Here is a 24,634-nt window from a genome sequence, read left to right on the forward strand (position 1 = left end):
CAAGGCCCGTTTTTTTTTGAATGGATTTGCGCTCGCCAGGATGGGGGAACAGGGGCTTGCGCATCACTCTGCCGGCTGTTCGTACCGCCCAGGTCTTGGGTTGAGTGTGCCGCAGTGCGTGCAGGTGCGTAGCTGGTCGCCACGATAAAAATGGTCGAACACGCGGAAGAAGTCCTGCTCGATATCGACCAAGTGAAAGTGCTCGGCGTACAACTTGTGATTGCAGTGCACGCAGAACCACATCAGTGCATCGTCCTCGTGCGGCAGGCGCTTGCGCTCGATCACCAGCCCGACTGAATTCACCATCCGCTGCGGCGAATGCGGCACCCGCGGCGGCAGGTAGAACACCTCGCCGGCGCGGATCGGGATGTCGCGCAGCGTGCCGCGCTCGCCGTCGAAGTCCTCCTGCACCCGCAGGACCATTTCGCCTTCCAGCTGGTAGAACCACTCTGGCCCTTCCTCGAAGTGGTAGTCGGTGCGGGCGTTCGGCCCGCCGACCACCATCACGATGAAGTCCTCCTGCACGATGCACTTGTTGCCGACCGGCGGCTGCAGCAAGTGGCGGTGTTCCTCGATCCAGGCGTGCAGGTTGAAGGCGGCGGGCAGCATGGGCTCAGTCCTCGATCCGGGCGATGCATTTGAGTTCAATGGCGATCGGCGTGGGCAGCGCGGTGATGCCCAGGGTGGTGCGGCAGGGTGCGCTGGCGGCATCCGGGAAATGCTCGGCCCACACGGCGTTGTACGCCTTGAAGTCGCGCGCCATGTCGGTGAGGTAGACGGTGACGTCCACCAAGTCCTCCCAGCGCGCGCCGCTGGCGGCCAGTACTGCGCGGACATTGCTGAAGACAGCCCGCACCTGCGCCTCGATGTCGTACTTGCGCAAGCGCCCGTCGGCGAAATACTCGTTGCCGGGAATCGAATTGTCGGCCGGGTTGCGTGGGCCAATGCCGGACAAATACAGGGTGTTGCCAAAACGGCGTGCATGCGGGTAATGGCCCACGGCGGTCGGTGCGCCACTTGCGTGGATGCCACTCATGCCTGCGGGCCGCGACGCTCAGCCACGCCTGCGACCGCCCACGCATAGTTGGCTTCCAGTACTTCCGGCGAATCCACGTCCATCCCCAGTTCGCGCACACGGCCATCGGCCAAGCTGTACACCCAACCGTGGACCGCGAGTTGTTGCCCACGCGCCCATGCATCGGCAACCACCGTGGTTAGGCACACGTTTTCCGCCTGCTCGATGGCGTTGAGTTCGCACAGCGCATCATGGCGCTCGCTTGCGGCAAGCTTGTCCAGCAACGCTGCATGCTTTTGCGCCACATCGCCCACGTGGCGGATCCAATTGTCGACCAACCCCAACCGCGTGCCGTGCAATGCCGCACCCACGCCACCGCAGCCGTAGTGGCCGACGACCAGGATATGTCGTACCTTCAGCACATCCACCGCAAATTGAATGGTGGACATGCAGTTGAGATCGGTGTGCACCATGACATTGGCGATATTGCGATGTACAAACACTTCACCCGGTGCCAACCCCATGATCTGGTTGGCCGGCACGCGTGAATCGGAGCAGCCGATCCACAAGTATTCGGGGGTTTGCAATTTTGAAAGGCGCTCGAAGAATGTGGGGTCTTCGCGGGTCACCTTGTCTGCCCAGTCCCGGTTGTTGCGCAGCAGGATTTCGAGTTCTTTTTTCATGGCGTGTCGTGTGCTGAGGGAGAGGGTAGGGCGATGCCGACGTTGCGTGGATCGGTAAAGAAGCGCATCGCTTCCAGTCCACCCTCGCGGCCCAGCCCGGATGCACCGGTGCCGCCAAATGGGGTACGCAAGTCGCGCATCAACCACGTATTGACCCAGACGATGCCCACCCGCAGTTGCGCGGCGAACCGATGTGCGCGGGTGAGGTTGCACGTCCACACGCTGGCGGACAGGCCATAGTCGGAGGCGTTGGCCAGTGCCAGGGCTTCGTCATCGTTGTCGAACACTTGCAGGGTGACGACCGGGCCGAAGATTTCCTCACGGTTGGTCGCGCAGCCCGGGCCGAGGCCTTCGATCACGGTGGGTGCGATGAACCAGCCTGGGCGGTCCAGCGCCGCGCCACCGCAGAGCACGCGGCCGCCTTCGGCGCGCGCGCGTTCGATGGCGGCCATCACCTTGTCGAAATGCGCCTGCGAGACCATCGGACCGAGTTGCGTGCCAGCTTCGAGCGGTGCGCCGAGGCGCAATGCGCGCGCGCGCGCGACGAAGGCATCGCGGAATTCATCATAAATAGTGCGATCGATCAAAAGGCGCGAGCCACACAAACAAATCTGCCCGCTGTTCTGGAATGCGCTGCGTACCAACGTATCCAGATTCGCGCGCCAGTCGCTGTCGGCGAATATCAGCGTGGCGTTCTTGCCGCCCAATTCCAGCGAGATTTTTTTCAGCAGAGGTCCGGTCAACCCGGCTATGCGCCGACCCACCGCTGTGCTGCCGGTGAACGAGACCGCTTTGACCTGCGCATGCGTTACCAGCGGCTCGCCCACCGCCGGCCCCAAGCCATGGACGATATTCAGCACACCCGGCGGTAGGCCCACCTTCAGCGCAAGTTCGCCCAACATGGTCGCGGTGGCGGGGGTGATTTCAGAGGGTTTGGCTACCACCGCATTGCCGGCAGCCAACGCTGGCGCGATCTTCCAGGTGAACAGGTACAGCGGCAGGTTCCACGGGCTGATGCAGCCAACCACCCCCAGCGGCAGGCGCAGGGTGTAATTCAGGCCGGCCTCGCCGTGGTGGGACTCGCTGGCGAACTGGGTGGCGGCGTGCGCGAAGAAGCGTAAATTGGAGACGGCGCGCGGGATCTCGATGTCGCGCGCCAGCGCAAGCGGTTTGCCGGCGTCGATGGCTTCGGCGTGGGCGAATGCGTCGAGCTGTGCTTCCAGCGCATCGGCCAGGTGGTTCAGGTGGCGCGCGCGTTGGCTGCTGGAAAGCGCCGCCCAGCCCGCTGCGGCCGCGCTGGCGACGGCCACCGCGGCTTCGACAGTGCTGGCATCGCCATCGGCAACCTCGGCATACGGCTGCGCTTGGGCGGGGTCGAACACGGGTCGCCAGTGCGAGTTGGTGGTTGCGCCGCAGGTCGCGCCGATGACATGTCCAAAGCGTTGCATGGGTACAGCTTACCCGTCACGCCGGCCTTGCGGCAGTACTGGCAGTACCGGCATTGGGCGCAAGTCGTTGAATTTGCGATTGTCATGCAGATTGCGCATAATGGCCGGCTCCCGTTCATCGGGAGCTCGCCCGAACGCGTCTGCCGCACACCGCGCCAGATGGCCGAGGGCTAATCGGCCGGCATCCCGCCGGCGACATCCACGAGGAAATCACTATGCGTCATTACGAAATCGTGTTCCTGGTCCATCCGGATCAGAGCGAACAGGTCCCGGCGATGATCGAGCGCTACAAGAGTGCGATCGAAGCAGGCAATGGCAAGATCCACCGTCTGGAAGATTGGGGCCGTCGCCAACTGGCTTACCCGATCCAGAATTTGGTCAAGGCCCATTACGTGCTGCTCAATATCGAAGTCGAGCAAGCCGTGCTGGATGAAATGGTGGACGGCTTCCGCTTCAACGATGCCATCTTGCGCCATCTGGTGATGCGCCGTGATGACGCTGTGACCGAGCAGTCCTTGATCATGAAAAACAAGGACGAAAAGGGTGACAAGCCCGAGCGTGGCGAGCGCCGCCGCCGTGATGATGAGAGCGACAGTGCCATTGGTACTGGCGATTCCGAATCCGCCGAAGCCGCCTAAGCCCGCCCCCCAGGAGCACACCCATGTCCAAGTTCTTCCGTCGCCGCAAGTTTTGCAAGTTCACCGCCGAAGGCGTGACCGAGATTGACTACAAGGATCTCAACACACTGCGTCAGTACCTGACCGAAACCGGCAAGATTGTCCCCAGCCGCATCACTGGCACCAAGTCGCGTTATCAGCGTCAGCTGCAGGCCGCCGTCAAGCGCGCCCGCTTCCTGGCCCTGATCCCGTACACGGATAACCACAACGTCTGATGTTGCACGTGCCCGGTGTGGCGTGGCTTGGTTGACCGTACGCATCCTCATTGACGGCAGTCAATTGCGGTGCGCACGACATCCCGCTCCCGGCCATACCTTCGCAGCCTGTGCGTCACTGGATAACACTGAACTCTACACCCGTCCATTCGGACAGCAACCGTTGCGGTGCGATCAGCGTCGCTAACGAATACGGAGCAATTCCATGCAACTGATTCTTCTGCAAAAAGTCACCAATCTCGGCAACCTCGGCGACAAGGTCGATGTGAAGCCGGGCTACGGCCGCAACTTCCTCGTCCCGCAGGGCAAGGCTGTACCGGCCACCGCTGCCAATATTGCCGAATTCGAAGCCAAGCGCGCTGACTACGAGGCCAAGGCTGCTGCCAACTTGGGCGCCGCCAATGCGCGTCTGGCCAAGCTGGCCGATGCCAGCGTCACAGTGGCTGCCAATGCGTCGACCGAAGGCAAGCTGTACGGCTCGGTGGGCCCGCGTGAAATCGCTGAAGCCCTGACCAAGCAGCTGGGGATTGAAGTGAACAAGTCCGAAGTGGTGATGGGCGAAGGCCCGCTGCGCCACACCGGCGAGTTCGAGGTGCATGTGCATCTGCATGCCGACGTCAACACCACCGTCAAGGTGGTGGTGGTGCCGGAAGCCGCTTAAGCGTGCAACGCTGTACGTGGTTTGCAACAGGCGCCGCAAGGCGCCTGTTGTGTTTTCGGGATGGCGTGTCGCAGGAAATGAGATGCCCACCGGTTATCCACAAACTTATCTGCAACATTTGCTTGCAGGGACGGCTAGGATGACGGCTTGCATCGAACACTCACGATCGACCCGCACTGACGGGTCACTCATCGCTTGGCAAAGGACGTGTTACCGCCAATGAGCGTAAAGCAGGGTTTCCGCCCCGACTCCAGTTTCCAGACCCGCAATGAGCAGCGGATCGAGCAGCTGCGCGTGCCGCCACAATCAGTGGATGCCGAGCAGGCGGTGCTGGGGGGGTTGATGCTCGATCCTTCTGCATTCGACCGCGTGGCTGATCTACTCAATGCCGAAGATTTTTATCGACGTGATCATCAGCTGATCTATCGCGCCATACGTGAATTGGTGGAAAAAAATCAACCCTGCGATGCGGTGACGGTGGGCGATTGGTTTGAGTCGCAAGGTGTTGCCGAGCAAGTGGCAGGAGGCGCTTATTTGATCGAACTGGCCGCCACCACACCCAGCGCCGCCAACATCAAAGCGTATGCCGACATCGTGCGCGACAAGGCGGTACAACGCAAATTGATTGATGTGGGCACTGCGATCGTCAACGATGGCTTTCAGCCTGAGGGGCGTGGTTCCAGCGAGTTGCTGGCGAAAGCCGAAAGCGAAGTGTTCGCAATTGCCGAAGGCCATTCGCGCGGGCGGCAGGATTTTGTGCCGATCAAACGTGCCTTGAATGAAGCATTTGATGTGCTGCAAAAACGCGCCGAAAGCGGCAGTGGCGTGACCGGGTTACCGACCGGCTATGTGGAGTTTGACGAGATGACGGCGGGCCTGCAGCCCACCGATTTGGTCATCCTGGCGGCACGCCCGGCAATGGGTAAAACCACATTGGCATTGAATATCGCGGAGTATGGCGCGATCAAATCGAAGAAAGCGGTGGCGGTGTTTTCGATGGAAATGTCATCCTCGCAATTGGCGCTGCGCTTGATTTCCTCGCTGGGCCGGGTCAATGCCACGCGCCTGAAGACCGGTGATCTGGAGGATGAAGACTGGAGCCGTGTCACCGGTGCCATTGCGCAAATGAGTGGCATCAAGATTTTCATCGACGACACCCCCGGGCTGTCACCCGAAGTGCTGCGTGCCAAGTCGCGTCGGCTCAAGCGCGAACATGATTTGGGCTTGATCGTGATCGACTATTTGCAGCTGATGGCGGTCCCCGGCAACAGTGAAAACCGCGCCACCGAAATCTCTGAAATCAGTCGCTCACTGAAGGGCTTGGCGAAAGAATTGAATGTGCCGGTGATTGCCCTGTCACAGCTCAACCGCTCGTTGGAAACCCGCACCGACAAGCGTCCAGTGATGGCCGACTTGCGTGAATCTGGTGCGATCGAGCAAGACGCCGACATGATCGTGTTCATCTATCGCGATGAGTACTACAACAAGGACAGTTCGCCGGACAAAGGCTTGGCCGAAATCATTATCGGCAAACACCGAAACGGCCCCACCGGCAGCTTCAAGCTGAAATTCTTTGGTGAATACACACGCTTTGATAATTTGGCGCACGATACCGTTGGCAGTTACGAATAAGCGACGCCGGTCATGAGCGAAACCATGAGCCAACGCCCCACCCGCATCGTGGTGGACCTGGATGCACTCAGTCACAACTTGCAAGTGATCCATGCGCATGTGCAGGTACCGGTGATGGCGATTGTCAAAGCCAATGCCTACGGGCATGGCTTGGTGCGGGTGGCGCATCATTTGCAGGCACAGGGTGTCACCCAATTTGGGGTGGCGTTTGCCGAGGAGGCACTGACCTTGCGGCGTGCCGGCATCAGCTTGCCAATTTTGGTGCTGGGCGGGATCCTGGGCCGGCAAGTGGGGCAATTGATCCAGCACGATCTGGAAATTACGGTGTCGTCACTGGACAAGCTGCGCAAAGTCGAGGCCGCCGCAGAGCGCTTGCAACGCAAAGCGGTGATCCATCTGAAGATCGACACCGGGATGGAGCGCATTGGCGTGCACAGCTACTCCTGCGCGGCATTCATTGAGGCGGCGGTGGCGTCCACGTGGTGTGTACTGAAAGGCGTGTACTCGCATCTGGCTTGCGCCGATGATCCGCACTCACCGAAAACAGCCCAGCAGTTGGAGCGATTCTTGCAGGCTTGCGCGCACTTCGAGCGTATTGGTGCGCCGATGCCGATCCGTCATTTGGCCAATTCCGGCGGCGTGTTGCACTTCCCGGAAACGTGGCTGGATATGGTGCGCCCCGGCATCATGTTGTATGGCGTGCTGCCCGATCCGGCGGCATATCGCAGCGTGGATATTCGTCCTGCGTTATCACTGCTCTCGCAGGTGGTGTACTTCAAAGTGGTCAAGGCCGGCAGCAGCGTCAGTTACGGTGCAACCTGGGCACCCGCGCAGGATACCCATGTGGTCACCGTGCCGATTGGCTATGGCGATGGCTACCCGCGGGCGCTATCCAACCGTGGCCAAGTGTTGATTCGGGGTCAGCTTCACCCCATCGTTGGCCGCTTGTGCATGGATCAATTCATGGTGGACCTTGGGCCGCACGGCAGCGCGTATGTCGAGGACGATGTGGTGCTGATTGGTCCGCAAGGTGAGCAAATCCTCACCGTCGAGGATGTCGCGGCGTGGGCCGACACCATTGGTTATGAAATTCTGACCCGCTTCAACGAGCGCATTCCGCGTGAATATGTGGGTGGGCCAAACATCCGTTGACCCTGCGCAAAGCGCGTGATTCACTCGCCAATATGCAAGGGGAGAAATCGGATGGCCGCAGCACCCGCAGCACCCGTAACACCAGCATCAGAATCGGTATCGGCACCGAAGCAGGCATCGCGGCCGGCAGCAAAACCGCGGCTGAAGCGTAGTGCCGATGCCGCAACCGGTGTACGGCCGAAGCGTGAGCCGATGTCTAAGGTGGATACCGCGTGGTTGCGCATGGAACGGCCCACCAACCCGATGATGATCACCGGTGTGTTGATGTTCGCCGAGCCGCTGCAGTTGGCACAGTTGAAAAAGATTATCCAGCAGCGCTTTCTTTCGTATGCGCGATTTCGGCAAAAGCCGGTTGAAAATGCCACCGGCGCACAGTGGGTGGACGACGAGCACTTCGACTTGGATTGGCATGTGCGCTTATCTGGCCTGCCAGGACGGCCGGGGAAGTCTTCGGAAAAGCGCGCCCTGGAGCGCTTCGTCAGCAATTTGGCATCCAGTCCGTTGGACCCCACCAAGCCGCTGTGGCAATTTCATTTGGTCGAGCGTTATCAGGGCGGGTCAGCATTGGTGGCGCGTATTCATCATTGCTATGCCGATGGCATTGCCTTGGTGCAGGTCTTGTTGTCATTGACCGATACCAGCCGTGAGCCCAAACCCAGTGCCCGCCTCGACAAGGCTTGGCTGAAGCACGAAGCTGCTCCGGTGGCGCGTCGCGTGGGCGCGATGCAGCGCTACATGAAGCTGGGCGGCAAGGCACTGGAGCAGGGCATGGCGATGATGCAAGACCCCTCGCTGGCCACGTTGCTGGCCAAAGAGGGGGGCGATATTGCCAAGGAATTGGTGCATGCCTTGGCGCTGCCGGATGACCCACCCTCGATGCTGCGCGGCAAGCTGGGTGTAAGCAAGCGCGTGGCGTGGGCCGAACCGCTGGATCTGGAAGAGGTCAAAGCGGTGGGTCGTGCCTGCGGCAGCACCGTCAACGATGTGTTGATGGCGGCCGCTGCCGGGGCCTTGCGCAGCTACATGCTGGAGCGCGGTGAGCCTTTGGACGGCATGACGTTGCGCGCCACCGTGCCGGTGAATCTGCGGCCGCTGGAGCATGCCAAGAAACTGGGCAACCACTTCGGGTTGGTGTTCCTTGAGTTGCCGGTCGGCGAGGGTAACCCGATACGGCGTTTGCAGCGGGTAGCCGACTGCATGAACCAGCTCAAAAACTCACGTCAGGCCATCGTTGCGTTTGGCCTGCTGGCCGCACTAGGCATGGCTCCGCATCCGGTGCCGGAATTGGCATTGGAAATGTTCAGCCGAAAAGCCAGTGCCGTGGCCACCAATGTGCCCGGCCCGCAACAGCCGCTGTACATGGCCGGCAGCGAGTTGCGCGACATCATGTTTTGGGTGCCGCAAACCGGCTCGATCGGGCTGGGCCTGTCCATCCTCAGCTATCGTGGGCAAGTGCATTTTGGCTTGATTGCCGATGCCCGCCTGATCCCGGACCCGGATGCAGTGGTGCGGCGTTTTGGTGAGGAATTCGAGCGCTTGCTATACCTGACCATGATGGGCAGCTGGGAGTTGCCCTTGGATGCAGATGCCGCGTTTGCGCTGCTGCAGGAGACGGCATCGACTTGAACGGCGGCTTTGGTTGGGCGCGTTATCTGCTCAACCGCTGCAACACGTCATGCCAATAGGTCAGCATCCACGGGATGTTGGACGCCAGCATTTTTTCGTTGAGACCGTGCGCAAAGGTGTCGTTGGCTTTGGCAAAATCGGGCGACACGCCATAGCTGGGCACACCAGCCGCACGAAAATGCATGCTGTCGGTCGCCCCTGACGACATATCCGGCACGATGCTCAGCCCCGGGTAGCGCGCATGCACGCTGGCGCTCACCGCAGCCATCACATCCTTGCGCAACGGTGATGCCGGGCTTGCTACCGGCGGCGGGGGTTGCAAAGCGATGTGCACGGTTGGATCGGCAATGACCTGTTGCAAGGTGGATTGCACTGCAGCCACCGGTGTGCCCGGGAAAATGCGGCAGTTGATATTGGCACTGGCGCGTTGCGGTAGCGCATTCAAGGCATGCCCACCCGACAAGGTGGTTGCCACGCAGGTGGTGCGCAGTTGGCCGACATAACCGGGATTGGCCGAAATAATCGCGGCGGCTTCACTGTCATTGGGGTTGGCGGCAAATCGACGCATCGCCTCAGCCAATGGCCCTTGGTCATGCTCGCCAGCGGCGTTTAACGATGCCAAGGTGATGGTGTTGTACTGCACCGGGAATTGATAAGCCGCCACGTGGTCCAGCGCCGTGGCCAACCGATAAATCGCGTTATCGGGCGTGGGTGCACTGGAGTGGCCGCCCGGTGATGTCACCACCAATTCGAAATCGGCATAGGTTTTTTCCGCCGCTTGTACTTCAAACACGATGGGTTTGAGGGCGGCATCAAACGTGCCGCCGCCGGCATCGGCATTGAGCAGGAATTCGGCATCGTGATAGCGTCTGGCCAGTTCACGGGTGGAGGCCATTTCGGTCTCTTCATCGCCAGAAAACACCAAAATCATGCCGCGCCTGGGTTTGAAGCCTTCGCGCTTGAAGCGCATGAAGGTGTTCACCACCGTCACGATCCCGGCCTTCATGTCGGCCACGCCGCGCCCATACAGATAGCCGTTTTCTTCGACCAGGGTGAACGGGTCGCGGCTCCAGTCCGCAGGGTTGGCGGCGACTACATCCATATGCCCGGAGATCAGAATCGGCTTCAGGCGCGCATCACTTCCTGCATAGCGCACCACCAGCGCAGCGGTGTGCTCCACCGGAATAATGTCGATATCGGTGTTGGCAAAGCCCGCTGCCTCCAGCTTGTCGGCCAGATAGCGCGCAAACGCCGGGACTTGCGCTTTACCCGCCACGGTCTGGAATGCAATCGCATGGCGCAGCATCTCCATCGTCTCGGGCTGTGCTTGCAAGGAGGTGGCAAGGGGAGCCGTGCTGGCGGCGGGATTGCCGGCAAAGGCCACGAGCATTCCGGCAAACAGACAGGTGCGCATCAACATGAGGGGTGGCCACGAGGTGATCAGGATGCTGCCAGCGTAGCAGCCGCGACGCGTGTTCAGTAGCGGCTCATTCTCGGAGCGGCCATTCACTTTCGGGCCAGATGAATACCACTAGCCTAGCAACGGATATTTCCCTCAGGAGCGTCGCATGTTGCACACCACATCCTTCAAATACGCCGTGTTGGCCAGCTGTTTGATTGCCTTCACCAGTGGTTGCGCCAGCTACGATGGCGGCAATGCCAATGACGATCATGCCCGTGCGAAGAAGGGTGCCCTGATTGGCGCTGCGATTGGTGTGGCGGCCGGCTTGCTCAGTGGCGACAGTGCGGTGGAACGCCGGCAACATGCGATGGTCGGTGCGGGCATCGGCGCACTGGCTGGTGGCGCCATTGGCAATTATCAAGACAAGCAGGAAGCCGAGTTGCGGCGCGAGACCGCAGGCACGGGCATTGATGTCAGCCGTGATGGCGATGTGATCAAGCTCAATCTGCCCGATGGCGTGACGTTTGATTTCAACAAGACCGACATCAAGCCGCAGTTCTATCCCTCACTCAATACCATTGCCGGCACCTTGCGTGAGTACAACCAGACCATCGTTGAGGTCAGCGGGCATACCGACAATATCGGTAGTGATGCGGTCAACCAGCGCATCTCCGAACAGCGTGCCAATTCAGTGGCCAGCTATTTGATGGCGCAAGGGTTGCAGCGCGAACGGTTTGAAATCGTCGGCCTTGGCAAGCGTTTCCCGATTGCCGACAACGCCACCGAGCAAGGGCGTTCACTCAACCGTCGCGTGGAAATCCGCTTGTTGCCGATCCGCTCGTAAGCCACTTCGGCGGTGCTAGAGTGATGGCAACTGTTGCTACGGACTTGCCATGATTGCGCAGACCTTTCAGCCCCTTGGCACCCCCGGTGTGCCTTGGGGCGATGCCGAAAAAAGCCAGTGGCGCGCGCGTCAACGCAAGCAGCGTAGCTATGCCGATGAGGTAGTGAACAGGCTCAACACCATGCTGGAAAGTTTCAAGGTGTTGCAGTACGGCGAGCTGGATTACGGCGATGATGGCCGCTACCCACTGTATGCCTTGCGCGGCAAATATTGGGACGATGCGCTGCCGGTCGCTTTGGTGACGGGCGGTGTGCATGGCTATGAAACCAGTGGCGTGCATGGCGCGCTGTTATTCGCGCAGGACTATGCCGGCGGATTTGAAGGCCGCTTGAACCTGCTGATTGCACCCTGCGTGTCGCCATGGGCGTACGAGCGCATCCACCGCTGGAACCCGCAGGCGCTGGACCCAAATCGCAACTTCGTGGCCAACAGCCCATGCGGGGAATCCAAGGCGCTGTGGGATTTGATCCAACCCTTGCGCGGCAAGTGCATCGTGCATATTGATTTGCACGAAACCACTGACTCCGATGAAGCGGAGTTCCGCCCGGCACTGGCCGCACGCGACGGTAAACCGTATGAACCTGGCACGATTCCGGATGGCTTCTATCTGGTCGATGACAGCGCCAACCCGCAGCCGGCATTTCAAGATGCCATCAACCTGGCGGTGGCCAAGGTGACGCATATTGCGATGTCGGATATGGACGGCACCATCATTGGCTCCCCAGTGGTCGCCGAAGGCGTGATTCGCTACCCGTTGGTGGAATTGGGCCTGTGCGCCGGGATCACCGGCGCACGCTACACCACCACGACCGAGGTCTACCCCGACAGCCCGCGCGCCTCTCCTGCGCAATGCAACCTGGCGCAGGCGGTGGCGGTAAATGCAGCGCTGACGTTTGCGTTGGCAATGGAGTGATGTGGTTTCTGGCGTGCGCCAGATCCGCATTGCAAAGCGTGTTGGGGGGGTTGAAGCAGTTCGAGCAGTGCAGTTTGAGGAACCTGAATAGGCGATTGGCCGGCCTGCGGCTGGGCCCGCGTTGGCCCTGTCACGCACGGCACTTCAGGACGTGTGTGGGGTGTACGGCGTGCCGGCAGGATTACCCGCCGGTTCTGCGAATGGAGACCTATTGCTATGAACATGCTCCGTAATTGGACAGCTGTTGTGCTGTTGCTATGCGCCAGTTGGGCCGGCGCGCAGGAGAGGGCATACAAGGAAGGGACGGTCACCGTGGTGACATCGGTGAAAGTCGTGGATGGCCAGTTCGAGAACTACATGCGTTATTTGGCGGCCAATTGGCGGCCAGTCAACGAAGAGGCTAGGAAGGCGGGTGAAATCGTGGATTACCACGTCTATGGGGCGAACCCGCGCAGCCCGCAAGAACCTGACATGTATCTAGTTGTCACCTATCCCAACATGGCCGCATTCGATGGTATGGATGCGCGGATGGAGCCGATTCTGGCCAAGCTCACCAAGCAAACGATGCAGCAGCGCGAAGATGCTGCCGGCAAACGCGTGGTGATGCGCACGATTCTTGGCTCGGAAATGCTCCGTGAGTTGGTATTCAAATAAGGGATCGGCCGTTGCTGGAAGCAACGCCTGACCGGCATGTCGAGCAGGCAGGTCGTTCCTTGCGGCCTGCCTGACGGTTCTTCTGCTTCACATGCGTCTGGCGTCATAACGTATCGTGCTGGCCGGGCGTGGGTTGCGTACGTAAAGTGCAGGTTTTCCCCAAGAGCCTTTGACCATGATCCAACGCTTAGACCCCGGCCCGCGCATGTCCGAGGCCAGTATCCATCACGGCATCGTGTATCTGGCCGGACAAATCCCGGAAACGCTGGATGCCGATATTGAGGTGCAAACTGCTGAAGTGCTGGCGGCGATCGATGATCTGCTGGCGCGTGCGGGCAGCGATAAATCCAAAATTTTGCGCGCGCAGATTTTTTTGGCCGATATCAATGATTTTGCCGGCATGAACCGTGCATGGGACGCGTGGGTGGTGGCGGGCAATGCGCCGGCCCGCGCCACGGTGGAGGCGAAGTTGGCCAACCCGGCGTGGAAGGTGGAAATTGTGGTAACTGCGGTGGTGTAGAGCACATCACCACGCCTCCATGAATGGCATCCTTCCCGCGCCCGCGATGATGAGTGGGTTTGGACCTTGATTTTCCCTCTCCCGCTTGCGGGAGAGAGTGCCTGCAGGGTGGGAGAGGTGTCAGCGAATCGGCTCGTCCAGCATCAACTCGCGCACATAGCGCACCGGCGGTGCGCCGTAGGACAGCACTTGGTCGTGGTAGGCCTTCAGGTTGAAGGCTGCGCCTTGTTTTTTCTGCATCGCTGCACGCAGGTCAAGGTGTTCTTGTGCGCCCACGAAATAGGTGGGTAGCTGCGCCGAGGTCAATTGCGCGCGTACCCATTTGCCGGCGGCTTCGCTTTCTTGCTGGAAGGCGTCGTGGGTCATCAAGTGCATGGCTTGTTCGCGGCTCCAACCATCCACCTGTACGCCTTGGTCCAGCAGGGCGTTGGCAATGGTGCGCAGGTAGAACTTGAGCTGCACCAGATGAAATAGCGGATCGTTATCCAGATAGCCTTGTTCCTGCATCATGCGCTCGGTATAGACCGCCCAACCTTCGGCAAACAAGCCCGAGCGCAACACGCCGCGCAGGGTGGAAGGGAATTTGCCCGAATGCCAGCCTTCCAGATAATGGCCGGGAATGCCCTCGTGGATCGACAGCAGGTGGATCATCTTGCCGTTGTATTCGCGCAGGAACGAATCCGACTGCGCCTTGCTCCACTCATCCGGGATCGGCGAAATGGCGTAGAAGGTCTTGAGGTTCTTGTCCAGCGGGCCGGGCGAGTCGCAATAGGCCACCGCCACGCCGCGTTGGAACTCCGGCATGAGGATCACATCCACCGCCGAATCAGGCAGTGTGACGAGATCTTTTGCGCGCACGAAATCGGTGGCGGATTGCAGTGAAGCTTTCGCGTCTTCCACCACCTTGTCGCGTGCCGGGTGGTCGGCGTAGGCCAGCTCCAGTGCGGCTTCGATGGCGGTCTGCTGTTGCGCATCGGTGGGCTTGTCGGGTAGGGCAGGCGCACCCGGCTTGTCTTTGAGCACGCTCAGCGCGATGCCGTACATCACTTCGCGCACGCGCCTCATTTCACTTTCGGCGCGTTGTTTGATGTCGGCACGTGACAGCGAAGAGGACAGTGCGAACTTCAATTTCTGGTCGTATTTTTCCGCACCAATGCGGAAGTCGCCCTTGGCATTGGGTACCAGGGTTTTATCCAGCCAGGTTTGTTGCTGGGCAACGGCTTTTTTCAGACCTTCAATCGCGGCGCGGGTGCGGTCAGCCTGGGCTTTTGGCAATTCACCCAGATGCGGGGTGATGAAGGTGTCGACAATGGAAAGGATGCCGGCGTTTTGTTTGGCCACGGTCTGCGCATGGATGAGGGGCACCCGTGCCAGGTCCAGATTGTCCCGCGCCTGCGCAAAGAGCGCAGGCAGTTTTTCCATGCGTTCTGTGGCTGCAGCAATGCGCTCGGGTAGGGGTGCAAATTCGCGGGACATCAAGCCATAGATGGCGCTACCTGCCAGCCCGCCATACACCTGCGGGTCCCACGCCCAGCTTTGCAGCACATCGATGTCCCAGATATCCGATTGCAATTGGTTGCGCAAGATCGCGGCATCGACCTGGTGTTCACGCGAGAGTTTGCTGGCATCGATGGCTTCCAGCTCGGCCAGCAATTTTTTGCTGGTGGCCACGCGCTTGAGCCGGCCGGCGGCACTGAGATCATCCAGCTGGCCATCAAAACGGTGATCCCCGATTTGGGTGGCACTCACCGGCGACAGCGCCATCCATTCGGCCAGTGTGCGCTTGGACAGATCCGCAAATTTTGCGTCCATCGGCGCATCGCTTGCCGCGGCGGTGGCCGGTGTTGCCGCAGTGGGCGGTGATTGCTGGCCGGTGCACGCTGCCAGCACGGTGGTGATGGACAGGGCAAGCAGGGTGGTGCGCATGGGGCGGGCTCCGCAAAATGGGTAATGGCACACAATACGGTCTGCCAATCGCTTGGCAACAGTGCCGGAAGGACGAACGGCACAGGCACGGCATGGTGAAGATCAGTAGGCTGTCGGCTTCCACACACGGGTAGGTGTCATGAAGCGTTCACTGTTGAGTTTCGGCATTGCCGCCACGTTGTCCATCACCAGCATGGCCGCTCTGGCCACAGGGCCGGCGACCACGCCGCAGCTGGGCAGTTTCGGGGTGGATTTGACTTCGCGTGACACTTCGGTGAAACCGGGCGATGACTTCAATCGCTATGCCAGCGGGCATTGGATCGATACCTATCAGTTGAAGGATTACGAGTCTTCGTACGGCGCGTTCAACGAACTGCGCGACCGTTCGGAAGATCAGGTGCATGCCTTGATCGACGGGTTATTGGCGCGCAAGGATTTGCTGCCGGGCAGCAATGGCCAGAAGCTGCGCGACTACTACACCAGCTACATGAATCGCACTGCGCGTGATGCCGCCGGGATCAAACCATTGCAGCCGGTGCTGACCCGCATCGCCGCGATTGATTCGAAAGCCGCGTTGATTGCAGCGTTTGCCAATGCCGCCATCGACGGCAGTGACGCGCCGCTGGGACTGTATGTTGGCACCGACCGCAAAGACCCCGACAGTTATCTGGTGGGTTTGGGTGTGGGTGGGTTGGGCCTGCCGGATCGCGATTACTACCTTAATCCGGATGCCCGTTTCGTCAAGATTCGCGAAGCCTATGTGGCGCATATCCAGCGCATGCTGGGTTTTGCGGGTGTCAGCGAAGCAGACGCCAAGCCGCGTGCCGAGGCGATTCTGGCGCTGGAAACGGCGCTGGCCAAACCGCAGTGGGACCGCGTCAAGCTGCGCGACCGCGACAAGACCTACAACGTGGTGACGTTTGCACAGTTGCAGCAGCAGTACCCCGGCTATGACTGGGCGGCACAATTGCGTGCGCAGCAGATGCCGCAGCCGGTGCGCCTGAACATCAGTACGCCGGATGTCATTGGGCCGGTGATCGATGTCATCAATGCCACGCCGCTGGCGGCATGGCGTGATTACCTGACCTTCCACGCCATCGACGGCAATGCCAGTCTGTTGAGCACGCAGATCGATGAGGCATCGTTTGCCTTCAACGGCAAAGTGTTGAATGGCCAAAAAGCGCAGCGCGAAGACTGGAAGCGTGCAGTGGCCTTGGTTGGCTCCGGCAATGGGTTGGGCGAAGCACTGGGTGAGCTGTACGTGGCGCGCTATTTCAAGCCGCAAGCCAAGGCGGCCATGGATACTCTGGTTGAAAACCTGCGCGCCGCATTGCGGCAGAACATCGAACACATTGATTGGATGAGCGATGCCACCAAGGTCGAGGCGTATCGCAAGCTGTCCACGTTCCGCCCGAAGATCGGCTACCCGTCGAAGTGGAAAGACTATTCCAGCGTCACCATCCAGCCCGATGATTTGTTGGGCAATGCCATTGCACTGCGCCAGTACAACCGTGCGGATCAGAACCGTCGCATCGGCCAGAAAACCGACCGCGAAGAGTGGGGCATGACCCCGCAGACGGTGAATGCGTATTACAACTCGACCTTCAACGAAATCGTGTTCCCGGCCGCCATTCTGCAGCCCCCGTTCTTCGATGTGAATGCCGACCCTGCGGTGAACTACGGTGGCATCGGTGCAGTCATCGGTCACGAAATGGGCCATGGTTTCGATGACCAAGGTAGCAAATCCGATGCCGATGGCATCCAGCGTAATTGGTGGACAGACGCAGACCGCGCCCGTTTCGACGCACGCACCAAGGCACTGGGTGCACAGTACAACAGCTATTGCCCGCTACCCGGCCAGTGCGTCAACGGCGGCCTGACCATGGGTGAAAATCTGGGCGATTTGGGTGGCTTGTCGATGGCCTACACTGCCTATCAACTGAGTTTGAAGGGCAAGCCCGCGCCGGTGATCGACGGCCTCACTGGCGACCAACGCTTCTACTTGTCATGGGCGCAGGTGTGGCGCGGCAAGTACCGCGATGAGGCCCTGCTCAACCTGATCAAAACCAACCCGCACTCGCCGTCGATGTATCGTGCCAATGGCCCGCTGCGCAATATCGATGCGTGGTACAAGGCCTTCAACGTCAAGCCGGGCGATGCCATGTACCTGCCACCCGAGCAGCGTGTGCGGATTTGGTGAGTCTTGATGTGATGCGGGCGCGACTTTTTTGTCCGCCCGCATCGAGTATCGTGGGTCAACACCACTGGCGATACCGGAGTGCCAAATGAAACTGTCATGCCGTTGCGGACAGGTGCAGGGTGAATTCAATCCTGCCCGCAGCTACACCCGCGCCACTTGCTATTGCGCCGATTGCCGGGCGTTTGCGCGCTGGTTGGGTGGGGATGGGTTGTTGGATGCCGCGGGCGGCAGTGACATCGTGGCGATGGCGCCGGATGGCCTGCGCTTCACCCAGGGGCTGGATCAATTGGCCTGCATGTCGCTGGGCCCGCGTGGCTTGCTGCGTTGGTATGCGCGCTGCTGCCGCACACCGCTGGGTAATGTGCCGCGCAACCCCAAGCTGTATTACCTCGGCCTGCCGGTCGCCGCCATCGCCGAATCCGAGGCTGCCGTGACGGCCTGTTGCGGCGCACAGGGCCACACCACCATCAGCCCCGAATCGGCCACCGCTGCAGTCAATCCCACTCGCGGGGCACTGTTGGCCGGCACCTTGCGCATCGTCAGCAGGCTCGCAAGCGCACGTCTGCGCGGCCGACGCAATGCCCTGTTGTTTGCTGCCGATGGCCAGCCTATCCGTGCGCCACAGGTGTTGTCGCTGGAGCAACGTCGGGCCCTGGCTGACGGGTGAGCTGCGCAGGGCTTCGGCAAAGGCTCGCTTGAATAGCGCTATTTTTTCTGCGCCGGCTTTCCTTGCAGCGCCGCCACCGCCTCCAGCATTTGCTTGACGTGCTGGTTGGGGTTCATCGAATCAAACTCTGCGGCGATGCGGCTATTCTTGCCGATCAAGTAGGACGTGCGGCTGGCGAGATCCGGCTTCAGCAGCATGGTGGCATCGAAGGTCTTGGCGATTTTCGCACCGGGGTCGGCGGCAACGGGGAATTTGCCGGCGCATTTTTCGGTGTCTTTCGAAAATTCAGCCAAGCGTTCCACATTGCCGGCGGTGACCCCAATCACGCTGACACCCCGTGCCTTGAATTTGTCGATGGCCTGCGAGAACGCGGCGGCCTCGGCGTTGCAGCCGGGGGTGAACGCGGCAGGAAAGAAGTACACCACCACCGGGCCCTGTTTCAGCGTGGCGGCAAGATCGAAGGTAAACGGCTGGCCAGCCAAAAACGCCGGTGCAGTGAATGTAGGGGCGGGGGTGCCGGGCTTCAGTGCGGCAAGGGCGGGCGTGGCAAGGGCAAGCGCGATGGCGAACGTGGCAATGCGGCGCATGGGGGGCTCCGAGAGAAAGATGGGCTTGGCCACTGTATCGCTGTTGCGTCGGGTTTGGGTGAGCAACGCGTCCCTGCAGGGCAGGGGCGCGTGCATGCACACGCTCAGACCACCGGCTGTGCCAGCCTGCGTGCGAATGCATGTTCGATCAACTGCCGGGTCTTGCTGTCGGCTGTGTGGGCGGCGTGTTCGATTTGCGTTCCAACGGCTTGCATCTCCTTGCCGATGGCTTGCATCGGTTGACTGGCCGCTTGCATGCGGTTGCCGACGGCTTGCATGCGCTGGCTTTGCTGCTGCACGGCACTGGATCGGGATTCGATGATGGCGCTTTGCGCTTGCATCTGTACAGCGATGGCGTCGATTTGTGCCGAGAGGTGATCCATTTGCCGTGCCAGACCGTCACGTTCGGCTTCACTGGCTTTGCGTGCGCGCTGGGCGAGTGCGGCTTGTTGTGTCGCCAGTGCGCCCTGGCGCGAGGCCAACGCATCCAACTGGGCGCTGGCTTGGTTCACTTCAGGGGTGGGCAGAGAGGCGGCCTGACGATCCATGTCCGCTTGCAGTTCGTGCATGTGCTGTTGGTGGGGCTGCATGCTTGCCTGCAGGGCTTCCATCTTGCTGTTCAATGGATCCAGCGGTGCCCATACGGTTTCGATTTGTGCCAGCAGGGCAGCATCACGCAGTACGAAATGTTGCTTGCCCCTGCGCACCAACAGGAAGTCGCCATCGATGGTGCTGCGTAATTTTTTCACCATGCGCATATCGTCCTGATCGCCGGCGAGGAGATAGTGGGTCTCGCCCTTGCGCACCATGGCATAGCCGTCATCACCGCGCTGGAAGCCAATATTCACGGCATTTTTCAGCGGAGGTGGTGCGGGTGGCGCAGGGGGTGCAGGTGGTGCGGGCGGTGCAGGTGGCTCCGGTGGCGCGGGCGGTGGCGGCGGCATCGGGTGTGTGCTGTGCGATGGGTGTGCTGCGGGCGCGGCGTGTGGGCTGTTGGCGTGTGCGTACAAGCCGGCACCGGCGAGTGCCAATCCAATCACGGGCAGGCCAAGCAGGGGCAGCAGGCGACTGCTGATATCAGCGGTTGTACGCGGGCGGAGCAGGTGCTGGATGCGGGACATGAGCTGGCCTCCTTGGGCGGCGGGTGCAAAGCAGGGGGGGGGCGTGGGGGTATCGAAGCTGCGGTCGAGTTCTGCCAAAGCGAGTGCCAAACGGCGGCCGTCACCCAGCGCGTTGGCGGCCAGTGCATCGGCAATCAGCTCGCGTTCGTTGCGGATGCGGCGGGACAGCCACCACACCACCGGGTGATAGAACAGCAAGGTTTCGGCTACGCCTTGCAGCAGGTTGACCAGATAATCGTGGCGGCGGATATGTGCCAATTCGTGCGCAATCAGGGCTTCCAGCAAAGGCGCAGGCATGTGCAGTACCAGCGATACGGGCAACAGCACCATCGGCTGCCACCAGCCCACTGCCAGCGGCGTGGCGGTGTCATTGCTCAATCGCACTGGCACTGCGCTACGCAAGCCCAAGCGCACGGCCATCCGGTGGGCACTGGCTTGCCAGACGCCAGTTGATTCGGCCCATGCGCGTTGGCGCAGGCGCGCCACCCAATACAGACCCGCGAACATGCGCAGCGCTAGGGCCCCCGCACCAGTCGCCCAGCAGGCAACCAGCCACGGTAGGGTGTCGGCAATTCGCGCAGGGGTGCTTGCGGCCAGTGACAGCCACGCTGCCGGCTGCTGCGCCGGTGCGATGGCCGATGTCGTGGTGCCCAATGCGAGTCCCAACACTGGTGCGCTGGCGGTTGCCGGCAGCAGGATCTGCCATGCCAAGGTGAGGATGGGCAGCAGCAGTGCGACCAGCAACGCCACACACGTCACGGCGTAGCGTGTGTGCGGGCGGGCATTGTCCAGCCGCGCCAATGCCAGCGCGGCCAACAGGCCCAGCAAGCTGCCTTGCCAAACAAAGTGCAGCAGCGCTGCGCCCAGTGCCGGCACAAGCTGGATAAGCGCGTCATGCATCGTGGTTCTCCCGCAGGAATCGCTGGATTTCGGCGCGCTCGTCTGCACTGACCTGGCCACCACGCAATGCGGCCATCACCAATGCCTTGCCAGAGCCGGCGAAGGCTTTATGGATGAAGTCATCCAGCAATTTGTTCTGCAATGAGCCTTGCGCTTGGGTGGGTGCATAGATGTGCGCACGTTGGCGTTCGTCACGCTTGAGCAGGCCCTTGCCGTGCATGATCTGCAGCAGCCGCAACACGTTGGCGTAGGGCAGCTCGGGGCGTTCACGCTGCTGTGCCTCATGTACCTGTTTGGCCGTACACGGGCCCAGTTGCCAGAGCGTGCGCAGCAATTCGAGTTCAGCGGGGGTAGGTTTGGGCAAACGGGGCGTGGGCATGCGATGGCCGAGGCTGTGCAGTGGTGGATGAGATGCAGCGCTGGGGCGGGGGGTGAATCTAGAAGATCATGTCTAGAAAAGCACGGCTAGAAAAAAATGTCTAGAAAATAATTTCTATTTCCGATGAACGGTTGGCGCTGTGCAAATGGGCTTCAAGCCAAGCCATCCGGTCATCGCAAAAACCCAATGCCATCCGGCTGCGCAGCACATTGCCCTTGGCGGGCATGGCATCACCACCAACTGCCGCAGAGGCGATCAGATAGCGCTTTCAGCGACCTGCGTGCGGTTGCGGCCATCGGCTTTGGCTTGGTACAGAGCACGATCTGCCAGCTCCATCCATGCCCGCAAGTTGTGGCAGCCCTGCGTCGGTGCCGCCAGGCCAATGCTGACCGACCCGCTCAGCTTGGGATCAGCAGGAAAATGCAGTGCCGCAATGCCGGCGCGGATGCGTTCGGCAATATCCTGGGCTGCGCTGACGGGCAGCGGCAGGGTCACTGCGAACTCGTCGCCCCCCAGTCGCCCGGCATGGCTGCCGGGCGGCAGAGTATCCAGTATGACCTGTGCGATGCCACGCAGGAGATCGTCGCCACCAATATGACCAAAGGTGTCGTTGATGTGCTTGAAGCTGTCCACATCGATCAATAACTAAGGTGGACGCGTGGCCAGCCACATGCCGCTGCAATTGCTGGTCAGCCATCTCCTGCCAGTGGCTGCGGCTTTGCAGCCCGGTCAGGCTGTCGCGGCGGCGGAGTTCGTCCAGCGCCTGATTGTTTTTTTGCACTTTTCGAACCAGCTGGTAGCTGCTGGCACTGACCACTAAGGTGTGGATCATCGTCAAGGGCAAGCAGGCCAGCAGTACGGGGGTGCTGGTGTGAATGTCGAAATGCAGGCCGGAAATGCCAATCGCAATGACCAGGGCAGCAAGTGCCCCGAGCAATGACCGCCACCATAGGCCGCGAATGCCGGTATTGAGCTTGTCGGCGGTGGTGACCGTCAGCAGCAACGCGGACGGCAGCAGGTTGAAGTGCATGATCGGTAGCAAGGTGGCTGCCAAGGCCGAGTCGATAACGAAATTGTGCAGCTCCGATGTGCTTGGGTCAGGGCTGTGGTGCGATTTCAGGAATGCCAAGTGCGGCCACAGCAGGCCACACACCGCAATCCACGCCCATGATGGCCAGCTGGCATGTAGTTCATGCAAGACCAGTGCCGCTGGAAGGATCCCCAGCCCATGCCCAGTGTGCGCAAGCGATAGGTGCGCAAGTACAGGCGTTGCATGCGCTGCGACGGTGGCAGTTGCTCTTGCATCGCGGGTGCGCGTTCCGTCATTGCCTGATCTGAGTCATCAACGATGGCCAAGTGTGCGCAAAGCGTGCCCGCAATGCCAGCGGGTGCGAACTGATAGCCTTGGCAAACGGCGGTGCAATTGCGAGGGCGTCATGGCGACCGGTTGGGCAGGTGATGGGGCGGTACAAGATCAGATCGATGCAACCGTCAAAGACGGCATCGCGCGGGCTCGCAGCCGCCTGCCCAGTGGGCCAAGCCTTGCGCATTGCGAAAATTGCGATGCCTCCATTCCGGAGGCGCGTCGCAAAGCCATTGCCGGCGTACGCCTGTGCGTGGCCTGCCAGGAGCTGCAGGATCGGGATGCCGCAGCGAATGGCGGCTACAACCGGCGCGGCAGCAAGGATAGCCAACTGCGCTGACAAAAAACGCCCGGCTTGCGGCCGGGCGTTGCAGGGTAAGCAGGGGATGTCTCAGTGGATGCTGAAGGCCAGGATCATGCCGAGGATGGCGGGCAGGATCATTGACTCGCCATTGCGATAGCTGCCGTATTGGTAGCGTCCGTAATAACCATCCCGATAGCCGCGTTCAAAGCCTTGGCGAAAGTAGTAGCGGTAGTCGTTGTAGCTCACGTACTGACCATAGTAGCCATAGCTGCCATCGATATAGCTGTAGTTGTTGCTGTAGTCGAAGCGCCAGCGGTCGGCACGGTCGGCTTGCCCTGCGTACCAGCCTTCCCGGTAGCCATCGCGAATGGCTTGCTCCAACATCTGCGCGCCATAACTATTGGTGCTATACCAGCTGCCGCCGTAGCTGTAGCGATAGTTGTACGGCGTGTAATAGAACGGGTCGTTGTAATAGTTGTAGCGGCGTGCGTTCCAGCGTGCTTGCTCGGCTTGCCAACGGCGCCAGTAGTCTTGCTGGTAGCGGTATTGGGCATTGCGGCGGCTGCGTTCCAATTCGCGATTATGGCGGTCGTAGTCACTGCGTCGACGATATTCGTCGCGCTGCCATTGCGCTTGCTGGCGGCGTTGTTCTTCAATCCGGCGTTGCTGCTCGTTGTCGGGGATGCGGTCGTGGCGGTTGTCGCGATCATTGCGATCATTACGATCATTGCCGCGATTGCCCTGCCAATCGGGGCGATTATCCTGCCCATTGCCGGGGCGATTGCCGGGGCGATTGCCGGGGCGGCGATTTTCCTGGTCTTCGCGATTCATCGCCTGCTGCATTACCCACGCCGGGTTGCTGCGGGGCTCGTTTGCGTGTTGCTCGGCAGTGCGGCGCTGCTGGTCTTGAATACGCCGGTCTTGGTCTCGTTGCGCTTGCTCCCGCTGATCTTGTTGAACGCGTTGCTCCTGGGCACGCTGATCGGCAAACCGCTGCTGGGCGTCCATGCGGCGCTGTTCCACGCGCTGCTGGTCTTGTGCACGTGCTTCATCGCGCTGTTGCTGCTGTTGCGCTTGCCATTGCTGGCGTTGTTGCTGGGCATCGCGTTGAGTTTCACGCTGGCGCTCCTGTTGCTGGCGCGCCTGCTCACCCCAGTTCTCACGGCGCTCGCTGTCGCTGCTGCGCGGAAGGTTATTGCGCGGCATTTCGACATTGCTGTCGCGGCGCGAGATCGCCGGCGGGTCGCGGCGCGCTTCATTGTCGTTGTTGCGTGCCGGTGTGGGGGCTTCGCGGCGAACTTCGTTGCGCACCTCCTCGCGCGCTGCGCGGCGTTGCTCGCGAAGTTCTCTACGGTTGTCCTGCGATTGTTCTTGATCTTGCGGATGGGCGAATGCTGGAGTCAATACAGTAAAGCCAAGCATCGCCATGAGTATGGCGGCAGACACTTTGGATAAGGCGGGTTGGCGGTTCATGGTCTCGTCCCCCAGGCGCGAACCATTCGCGCCGTTGCGTGCAGTAAGCGGTTTTCCGGATGAATCGTTGCTGATATTTTGCCTGCATGCAAAGACCCGCAAGCGGCCATTCATTTTTTGTGAAGCGGGGCTTCAGCCTGCGTGCATGACCTAAGGCAGTGATGAGTTGCTGCCCGTTCGTGCCAAGGTAACGGCCTTTCCATTGGAACGCC

The 24,634-nt window shown here is 60.8% G+C and carries 28 protein-coding genes and 1 pseudogene; 16 read left to right on the forward strand and 13 right to left on the reverse strand.

Translation table 11 applies throughout. The features are described 5' to 3' along the window. Positions 1-63: 63 nt before the first annotated feature. The 4 genes from K7B09_RS05265 to K7B09_RS05280 are packed head-to-tail and all read right to left on the reverse strand — an operon-like array spanning position 64 to position 3,146. Positions 64-609 (reverse strand): 3-hydroxyanthranilate 3,4-dioxygenase, encoded by a 546-nt coding sequence (locus K7B09_RS05265; RefSeq protein ID WP_223627466.1) that lies wholly within the window; start codon positions 607-609, stop codon positions 64-66. Positions 610-613: 4 nt separating this feature from the next. Further along, a complete protein-coding gene (locus K7B09_RS05270; RefSeq protein ID WP_223627469.1) occupies positions 614-1,036 on the reverse strand; it encodes a RidA family protein in 423 nt (140 codons plus the stop codon). Beyond that, entirely contained in the window at positions 1,033-1,698 is a 666-nt protein-coding gene (gene can / locus K7B09_RS05275) for a carbonate dehydratase (RefSeq protein WP_223627471.1), read from the reverse strand. Before can ends, K7B09_RS05270 begins: the two co-directional genes overlap by 4 nt. Continuing rightward, complete coding sequence (locus tag K7B09_RS05280) at positions 1,695-3,146, reverse strand: aldehyde dehydrogenase (protein WP_223627473.1); 1,452 nt, start codon at positions 3,144-3,146, stop codon at positions 1,695-1,697. The genes can and K7B09_RS05280 overlap by 4 nt, the downstream gene beginning before the upstream one ends. Before the next feature lie 215 nt (positions 3,147-3,361). Between K7B09_RS05280 and rpsF the strand changes: the two genes are divergently transcribed. The 7 genes from rpsF to K7B09_RS05315 all read left to right on the forward strand — a co-directional run bounded on the left by rpsF (position 3,362) and on the right by K7B09_RS05315 (position 9,109). Continuing rightward, positions 3,362-3,784, forward strand: coding sequence for a 30S ribosomal protein S6 (rpsF, locus tag K7B09_RS05285; RefSeq protein ID WP_223627475.1), 423 nt, complete (start codon positions 3,362-3,364; stop codon positions 3,782-3,784). Positions 3,785-3,807: 23 nt separating this feature from the next. After that, on the forward strand, positions 3,808-4,038 hold the full coding sequence (gene rpsR / locus K7B09_RS05290; RefSeq protein WP_223627477.1) for a 30S ribosomal protein S18: 231 nt from the start codon (positions 3,808-3,810) through the stop codon (positions 4,036-4,038). Between the two features lie 205 nt (positions 4,039-4,243). After that, the gene (gene rplI / locus K7B09_RS05295; RefSeq protein WP_223627479.1) at positions 4,244-4,699 is read left to right on the forward strand and encodes a 50S ribosomal protein L9; all 456 of its coding nucleotides are present in this window, start codon (positions 4,244-4,246) and stop codon (positions 4,697-4,699) included. 219 nt (positions 4,700-4,918) lie between these two features. Continuing rightward, positions 4,919-6,331, forward strand: a complete 1,413-nt coding sequence (locus K7B09_RS05300; protein WP_223627481.1) for a replicative DNA helicase — start codon at positions 4,919-4,921, stop codon at positions 6,329-6,331. Between the two features lie 24 nt (positions 6,332-6,355). Continuing rightward, positions 6,356-7,483: an alanine racemase gene (gene alr, locus K7B09_RS05305; protein WP_223627483.1), complete on the forward strand. Its 1,128-nt coding sequence runs from the start codon at positions 6,356-6,358 to the stop codon at positions 7,481-7,483. Further along, a complete protein-coding gene (locus K7B09_RS05310) occupies positions 7,480-7,635 on the forward strand; it encodes a hypothetical protein (protein ID WP_223627485.1) in 156 nt (51 codons plus the stop codon). The genes alr and K7B09_RS05310 overlap by 4 nt, the downstream gene beginning before the upstream one ends. A 40-nt stretch (positions 7,636-7,675) precedes the next feature. Then, the gene (locus K7B09_RS05315) at positions 7,676-9,109 is read left to right on the forward strand and encodes a WS/DGAT/MGAT family O-acyltransferase (RefSeq protein ID WP_223627487.1); all 1,434 of its coding nucleotides are present in this window, start codon (positions 7,676-7,678) and stop codon (positions 9,107-9,109) included. A 22-nt stretch (positions 9,110-9,131) separates the two neighbouring features. Here K7B09_RS05315 and K7B09_RS05320 read toward each other — a convergent pair whose 3' ends face one another. Next, on the reverse strand, positions 9,132-10,523 hold the full coding sequence (locus K7B09_RS05320) for a M20/M25/M40 family metallo-hydrolase (RefSeq protein ID WP_223627489.1): 1,392 nt from the start codon (positions 10,521-10,523) through the stop codon (positions 9,132-9,134). 154 nt (positions 10,524-10,677) lie between these two features. On the opposite strand from K7B09_RS05320, the gene K7B09_RS05325 reads away from it, so the two are divergent. The 4 genes from K7B09_RS05325 (at position 10,678) to K7B09_RS05340 (ending at position 13,502) form a co-directional block, all read left to right on the forward strand. Continuing rightward, the gene (locus tag K7B09_RS05325) at positions 10,678-11,355 is read left to right on the forward strand and encodes a YiaD family glycine zipper/OmpA-like lipoprotein (protein WP_223627491.1); all 678 of its coding nucleotides are present in this window, start codon (positions 10,678-10,680) and stop codon (positions 11,353-11,355) included. Positions 11,356-11,404: 49 nt separating this feature from the next. After that, the gene (locus tag K7B09_RS05330) at positions 11,405-12,328 is read left to right on the forward strand and encodes a M14 family metallopeptidase (RefSeq protein WP_223627493.1); all 924 of its coding nucleotides are present in this window, start codon (positions 11,405-11,407) and stop codon (positions 12,326-12,328) included. A 216-nt stretch (positions 12,329-12,544) separates the two neighbouring features. Then, positions 12,545-12,982, forward strand: a complete 438-nt coding sequence (locus K7B09_RS05335) for a hypothetical protein (RefSeq protein ID WP_223627495.1) — start codon at positions 12,545-12,547, stop codon at positions 12,980-12,982. A gap of 175 nt (positions 12,983-13,157) precedes the next feature. Further along, complete coding sequence (locus tag K7B09_RS05340; protein WP_223627497.1) at positions 13,158-13,502, forward strand: RidA family protein; 345 nt, start codon at positions 13,158-13,160, stop codon at positions 13,500-13,502. A gap of 120 nt (positions 13,503-13,622) precedes the next feature. Here K7B09_RS05340 and K7B09_RS05345 read toward each other — a convergent pair whose 3' ends face one another. After that, positions 13,623-15,428, reverse strand: coding sequence for a DUF885 domain-containing protein (locus tag K7B09_RS05345; RefSeq protein ID WP_223627499.1), 1,806 nt, complete (start codon positions 15,426-15,428; stop codon positions 13,623-13,625). 139 nt (positions 15,429-15,567) lie between these two features. Here K7B09_RS05345 and K7B09_RS05350 point away from each other — a divergent pair, with 139 nt between their 5' ends. Together K7B09_RS05350 and K7B09_RS05355 are read left to right on the forward strand one after the other, a co-directional pair. Continuing rightward, the gene (locus K7B09_RS05350) at positions 15,568-17,628 is read left to right on the forward strand and encodes a M13 family metallopeptidase (RefSeq protein WP_223627501.1); all 2,061 of its coding nucleotides are present in this window, start codon (positions 15,568-15,570) and stop codon (positions 17,626-17,628) included. 85 nt (positions 17,629-17,713) lie between these two features. Beyond that, positions 17,714-18,295: a DUF6151 family protein gene (locus K7B09_RS05355; protein ID WP_223627503.1), complete on the forward strand. Its 582-nt coding sequence runs from the start codon at positions 17,714-17,716 to the stop codon at positions 18,293-18,295. A 38-nt stretch (positions 18,296-18,333) separates the two neighbouring features. Here the strand turns inward: K7B09_RS05355 and K7B09_RS05360 are convergent, their stop codons facing one another. The 5 genes from K7B09_RS05360 to K7B09_RS05375 form a co-directional block, all read right to left on the reverse strand. Then, positions 18,334-18,882 (reverse strand): peroxiredoxin, encoded by a 549-nt coding sequence (locus tag K7B09_RS05360; RefSeq protein ID WP_223627505.1) that lies wholly within the window; start codon positions 18,880-18,882, stop codon positions 18,334-18,336. Positions 18,883-18,986: 104 nt separating this feature from the next. Continuing rightward, positions 18,987-20,903, reverse strand: coding sequence for a M56 family metallopeptidase (locus tag K7B09_RS05365; RefSeq protein ID WP_223627507.1), 1,917 nt, complete (start codon positions 20,901-20,903; stop codon positions 18,987-18,989). Then, positions 20,896-21,282: a BlaI/MecI/CopY family transcriptional regulator gene (locus tag K7B09_RS05370; protein ID WP_223627509.1), complete on the reverse strand. Its 387-nt coding sequence runs from the start codon at positions 21,280-21,282 to the stop codon at positions 20,896-20,898. Before K7B09_RS05370 ends, K7B09_RS05365 begins: the two co-directional genes overlap by 8 nt. A gap of 100 nt (positions 21,283-21,382) precedes the next feature. Next, positions 21,383-21,508 (reverse strand): hypothetical protein, encoded by a 126-nt coding sequence (locus tag K7B09_RS13175; protein ID WP_263296630.1) that lies wholly within the window; start codon positions 21,506-21,508, stop codon positions 21,383-21,385. 29 nt (positions 21,509-21,537) lie between these two features. Further along, positions 21,538-21,915, reverse strand: coding sequence for a GGDEF domain-containing protein (locus tag K7B09_RS05375; protein WP_223627755.1), 378 nt, complete (start codon positions 21,913-21,915; stop codon positions 21,538-21,540). Between the two features lie 25 nt (positions 21,916-21,940). Here K7B09_RS05375 and K7B09_RS05380 point away from each other — a divergent pair, with 25 nt between their 5' ends. Next, positions 21,941-22,102 (forward strand): hypothetical protein, encoded by a 162-nt coding sequence (locus K7B09_RS05380; RefSeq protein WP_223627511.1) that lies wholly within the window; start codon positions 21,941-21,943, stop codon positions 22,100-22,102. Positions 22,103-22,288: 186 nt separating this feature from the next. Here the strand turns inward: K7B09_RS05380 and K7B09_RS13280 are convergent. Further along, positions 22,289-22,507, reverse strand: a pseudogene (locus K7B09_RS13280) (MASE2 domain-containing protein); the annotation flags it as partial. A 211-nt stretch (positions 22,508-22,718) separates the two neighbouring features. Between K7B09_RS13280 and K7B09_RS05390 the strand changes: the two are divergent. Next, the gene (locus K7B09_RS05390) at positions 22,719-22,985 is read left to right on the forward strand and encodes a DksA/TraR family C4-type zinc finger protein (protein WP_223627513.1); all 267 of its coding nucleotides are present in this window, start codon (positions 22,719-22,721) and stop codon (positions 22,983-22,985) included. A 51-nt stretch (positions 22,986-23,036) separates the two neighbouring features. On the opposite strand, the gene K7B09_RS05395 is transcribed toward K7B09_RS05390, so the two are convergent. After that, complete coding sequence (locus tag K7B09_RS05395) at positions 23,037-23,522, reverse strand: hypothetical protein (RefSeq protein WP_223627515.1); 486 nt, start codon at positions 23,520-23,522, stop codon at positions 23,037-23,039. Positions 23,523-23,531: 9 nt separating this feature from the next. On the opposite strand from K7B09_RS05395, the gene K7B09_RS05400 reads away from it, so the two are divergent. Continuing rightward, the gene (locus tag K7B09_RS05400) at positions 23,532-24,404 is read left to right on the forward strand and encodes a hypothetical protein (protein WP_223627517.1); all 873 of its coding nucleotides are present in this window, start codon (positions 23,532-23,534) and stop codon (positions 24,402-24,404) included. Positions 24,405-24,634: the final 230 nt, after the last annotated feature.

Origin of the sequence: Thermomonas beijingensis (assembly GCF_020034655.1) — a bacterium.
In the GTDB taxonomy this organism is placed as follows: Bacteria; Pseudomonadota; Gammaproteobacteria; order Xanthomonadales; family Xanthomonadaceae; genus Thermomonas; species Thermomonas beijingensis.

Coding starts and splice junctions, on each gene's coding strand:
- K7B09_RS05315 (WP_223627487.1), top strand. CDS start 7,676: ATGTCTAAGGTGGATACCGCGTGGTTGCGCATGGAACGGCCCACCAAC.
- rpsR (WP_223627477.1), top strand. CDS start 3,808: ATGTCCAAGTTCTTCCGTCGCCGCAAGTTTTGCAAGTTCACCGCCGAA.
- rplI (WP_223627479.1), top strand. CDS start 4,244: ATGCAACTGATTCTTCTGCAAAAAGTCACCAATCTCGGCAACCTCGGC.
- rpsF (WP_223627475.1), top strand. CDS start 3,362: ATGCGTCATTACGAAATCGTGTTCCTGGTCCATCCGGATCAGAGCGAA.
- K7B09_RS05300 (WP_223627481.1), top strand. CDS start 4,919: ATGAGCGTAAAGCAGGGTTTCCGCCCCGACTCCAGTTTCCAGACCCGC.
- K7B09_RS05390 (WP_223627513.1), top strand. CDS start 22,719: ATGGCGACCGGTTGGGCAGGTGATGGGGCGGTACAAGATCAGATCGAT.
- K7B09_RS05365 (WP_223627507.1), bottom strand. CDS start 20,903: ATGCATGACGCGCTTATCCAGCTTGTGCCGGCACTGGGCGCAGCGCTG.
- K7B09_RS05320 (WP_223627489.1), bottom strand. CDS start 10,523: ATGCGCACCTGTCTGTTTGCCGGAATGCTCGTGGCCTTTGCCGGCAAT.
- K7B09_RS05355 (WP_223627503.1), top strand. CDS start 17,714: ATGAAACTGTCATGCCGTTGCGGACAGGTGCAGGGTGAATTCAATCCT.
- K7B09_RS05340 (WP_223627497.1), top strand. CDS start 13,158: ATGATCCAACGCTTAGACCCCGGCCCGCGCATGTCCGAGGCCAGTATC.
- K7B09_RS13175 (WP_263296630.1), bottom strand. CDS start 21,508: ATGCCCGCCAAGGGCAATGTGCTGCGCAGCCGGATGGCATTGGGTTTT.
- K7B09_RS05360 (WP_223627505.1), bottom strand. CDS start 18,882: ATGCGCCGCATTGCCACGTTCGCCATCGCGCTTGCCCTTGCCACGCCC.
- K7B09_RS05370 (WP_223627509.1), bottom strand. CDS start 21,282: ATGCCCACGCCCCGTTTGCCCAAACCTACCCCCGCTGAACTCGAATTG.
- K7B09_RS05270 (WP_223627469.1), bottom strand. CDS start 1,036: ATGAGTGGCATCCACGCAAGTGGCGCACCGACCGCCGTGGGCCATTAC.
- K7B09_RS05345 (WP_223627499.1), bottom strand. CDS start 15,428: ATGCGCACCACCCTGCTTGCCCTGTCCATCACCACCGTGCTGGCAGCG.
- K7B09_RS05400 (WP_223627517.1), top strand. CDS start 23,532: ATGGCGGTCGTAGTCACTGCGTCGACGATATTCGTCGCGCTGCCATTG.
- K7B09_RS05280 (WP_223627473.1), bottom strand. CDS start 3,146: ATGCAACGCTTTGGACATGTCATCGGCGCGACCTGCGGCGCAACCACC.
- can (WP_223627471.1), bottom strand. CDS start 1,698: ATGAAAAAAGAACTCGAAATCCTGCTGCGCAACAACCGGGACTGGGCA.
- alr (WP_223627483.1), top strand. CDS start 6,356: ATGAGCCAACGCCCCACCCGCATCGTGGTGGACCTGGATGCACTCAGT.
- K7B09_RS05265 (WP_223627466.1), bottom strand. CDS start 609: ATGCTGCCCGCCGCCTTCAACCTGCACGCCTGGATCGAGGAACACCGC.
- K7B09_RS05325 (WP_223627491.1), top strand. CDS start 10,678: ATGTTGCACACCACATCCTTCAAATACGCCGTGTTGGCCAGCTGTTTG.
- K7B09_RS05350 (WP_223627501.1), top strand. CDS start 15,568: ATGAAGCGTTCACTGTTGAGTTTCGGCATTGCCGCCACGTTGTCCATC.
- K7B09_RS05335 (WP_223627495.1), top strand. CDS start 12,545: ATGAACATGCTCCGTAATTGGACAGCTGTTGTGCTGTTGCTATGCGCC.
- K7B09_RS05330 (WP_223627493.1), top strand. CDS start 11,405: ATGATTGCGCAGACCTTTCAGCCCCTTGGCACCCCCGGTGTGCCTTGG.